Annotated in this window: 3 protein-coding genes; 1 reads left to right on the forward strand and 2 read right to left on the reverse strand. The window is 72.3% G+C overall.

Annotation, left to right across the window (positions count from 1 at the left end; all coding sequences use genetic code 11):
• The coding region (locus G3I40_RS31040) for a DUF2510 domain-containing protein (protein ID WP_164305951.1) at positions 1-373 on the reverse strand (373 nt) is incomplete at its 3' end.
• A 222-nt stretch (positions 374-595) separates the two neighbouring features.
• On the opposite strand from G3I40_RS31040, the gene G3I40_RS31045 reads away from it, so the two are divergent.
• Positions 596-1,069 (forward strand): SsgA family sporulation/cell division regulator, encoded by a 474-nt coding sequence (locus G3I40_RS31045; RefSeq protein ID WP_164305952.1) that lies wholly within the window; start codon positions 596-598, stop codon positions 1,067-1,069.
• Between the two features lie 70 nt (positions 1,070-1,139).
• On the opposite strand, the gene G3I40_RS31050 is transcribed toward G3I40_RS31045, so the two are convergent.
• Entirely contained in the window at positions 1,140-2,510 is a 1,371-nt protein-coding gene (locus tag G3I40_RS31050; protein WP_164305953.1) for an FAD-linked oxidase C-terminal domain-containing protein, read from the reverse strand.
• Between the last annotated feature and the right edge of the window lie 273 nt (positions 2,511-2,783).

Raw genomic sequence — 2,783 nt, forward strand, 5'->3', positions numbered from 1 at the left:
CGGCGGCTTCGGCGGGCCCGCCCCAGGAGACCCGGCGGTCCTGCTCGCCGCCGAACCCGGACTGGTGGGCGGTGTCGGCGCCCCACGCGGAGGCGGGCTCGGGCGGGGCGGGTTCGTCGGGGCCCGTCTCCGTCACTACGGAGGGCTCCTCGTCGAGGAAGACGGGGCCGGTCTCCTCCACGGGGGCGGGGGCCTGCGCCGCGCCCGGACCGGACGGGGTCGGCAGGGTCTCGCCGTCGGACGGGGCGGGGCGGCTGGTGCCGGGGACCCAGGCGGCGCCGTTCCAATACCGGACATATCCGGGAATGGAAGGGTCGGGGTAGTAGCCGTCGCGGGGCCTGTCGTCGCCGGGGGCCGGAGTTGGGGCACTCATGTCCGTCGTCCCGTATCTGCTCGGGGGTCTTGTTGTGGCCTCCACATCTATCAGACGGCCGCGCCCGCCCGCGCCGGTCCGCCGGTACGCCCCACTTTCCGGGCACGGCAGGACGCCGGAAAAAAACTTTCCCGAACTCGCGTAATGCCGCCGGGACATCGCGCTCTCCTCCTGTACGGGCCCGCTCCGAGGACCCGTACAAGAGGAAAGGAAGCGCACGACATGCACACCGTGGTGGAACGCGAACTCGAGTTGAAACTGGTGTTGTCGCCCGAGCGCAGCATCCCCGTACCGGCCCGCCTCACCTACCGCACCGACGACCCGTACGCCGTCCACATCGCCTTCCACATCGGCTCGGAGCACCCGGTCAACTGGACGTTCGCCCGCGAACTCCTCGTGGAGGGGGTGTTCCGGCCGTGCGGGCACGGGGACGTGCGGGTGTGGCCGACGAAGGTGGACGGGCGCAGTGTCGTGCTGATGGCGCTGAGTTCGCCGGACGGCGACGCGCTGCTGGAGGCGCCCGCCGCGCAGATCTCGGCCTGGCTGGAGCGGACGCTGCGGGTGGTTCCTCCGGGCTCTGAGGCCGCGCAGCTCGGGATCGACGACGGCCTCGCCGAGCTGCTGGCCACCACTCCGGCCGACGACCTCTACCTTCGCGACCCGTGGCCGTCGGACGAGTCGACCGACGGGAGTTGAGCGGGTGGGACGTCGGGACGTCGAGGCACCGCGTGCCGCTCGCCGGGGCCGCGCGGGCCCGGCGGCGGGGTCAGAACAGCTTGCCGGGGTTGAGCAGGCCCAGCGGGTCGAAGGCCGCCTTCACCGACTGCTGCACCTCGACGCCGACCGGACCGAGCTCGCGGGCCAGCCACTCCTTCTTCAGGACGCCGACGCCGTGCTCGCCGGTGATGGTGCCGCCGAGCTCCAGGCCCAGCGCCATGATCTCGTCGAAGGACTCGCGTGCGCGCCGCCCCTCGTCGGCGTCCGCCGCGTCGAAGCAGACGGTGGGGTGGGTGTTGCCGTCGCCCGCGTGGCAGCAGACGCCGATGGTCAGCGCGTACTTCTCGGCGATCCGCTCGACGCCTTCGAGCATCGCGCCGAGCGCCGAGCGCGGCACGCACACGTCGTCGATCATCGTCGTGCCCTTCACCGCTTCGAGCGCGGTCAGCGACAACCGCCGCGCCTGGAGCAGCAGTTCGGACTCGGCGGCGTCCTCGGCGGGCACGACCTGGGTGGCGCCCGCGGCCTCGCACAGGGCGCCGACCGCGGCCAAATCCTTCGCGGGGTCGGGGGTGTCGAAGGCGGCGAGGAGCAGTGCCTCCGTGGTCTCCGGCAGGCCCATGTGCGCCATGTCGTTGACGGCCTTCACCGTCGTACGGTCCATGAGTTCGAGGAGCGACGGGACGTGGCCGTCCTCCATGATCTTGCAGACCGCGTCGCAGGCGGCCGCCGCGGAGGCGAACTCGGCGGCCAGGACCAACTGCTGGGGCGGCTGCGGCTTGAGCGCCAGCGTCGCCTTGACCACGATGCCCAGACTGCCCTCGGAGCCGACGAACAGCCGGGTGAGGTCGTAGCCCGCGACGCCCTTGGCGGTGCGCCGCCCGGTGGACAGCAGCCGGCCGTCGGCGAGGACGACGTCGAGCCCGAGCACGTACTCCGCCGTCACCCCGTACTTCACGCAGCACAGGCCGCCGGAGGCCGTGCCGATGTTCCCGCCGATGGTGCACATCTCCCAACTCGACGGGTCGGGCGGGTAGTACAGGCCGTGCTCGTTGACCGCGCGGGACAGCGTCGCGTTGATGACGCCCGGCTCGACGACCGCGATCCGGTCGACCGGGTTGATCTCCAGGATGCGGTCCATCTTGACGAGGGACAGCACGATGCAGCCGTCCGACGCGTTGGCCCCGCCGGACAGGCCGGTGCGGGCGCCCTGCGGGACGACCGGGACACGCAGCGCGGTGGCGGTGCGCATGACGTGCTGGACCTGTTCGACGGTGCGCGGCAGGACGACGGCGACCGGGGCGCCGGCGTCGCAGAAGCTCGCCATGTCGTGCGCGTAGGCGGCGGTGACGTCGGGATCGGTGACGATCGCCTCGGCAGGCAGACCGTCGCCGAGCTGTGCGATGAGGGTGCGGCTCATGATCACAGCCTGGCACTCGGGGCCATCGGTGTGAACCCGTCCGCGGGCTCCTTTCCGTGCCGGAATGGCGCCCCTGTGTGCTCTTCGTATTGACGCACAGTGTGCTTCATGGAGAACTCCATGGAACCCGCGCAGGCCCCGACGACCCCGCCACCACCCGCGGCCACCGCGCCCCGGCGGCGCCTGTCCCCCGCCGTGAAGCGGGCGCTCCTCGCGTCCGTCGCCGGGTGCGTGACGCTCGGCGGGGTGCTGGTGCTGCTGCCGGATGGCGAC

This window comes from Streptomyces sp. SID14478, from assembly GCF_010548525.1.
Classification (GTDB): Bacteria; Actinomycetota; Actinomycetes; order Streptomycetales; family Streptomycetaceae; genus Streptomyces.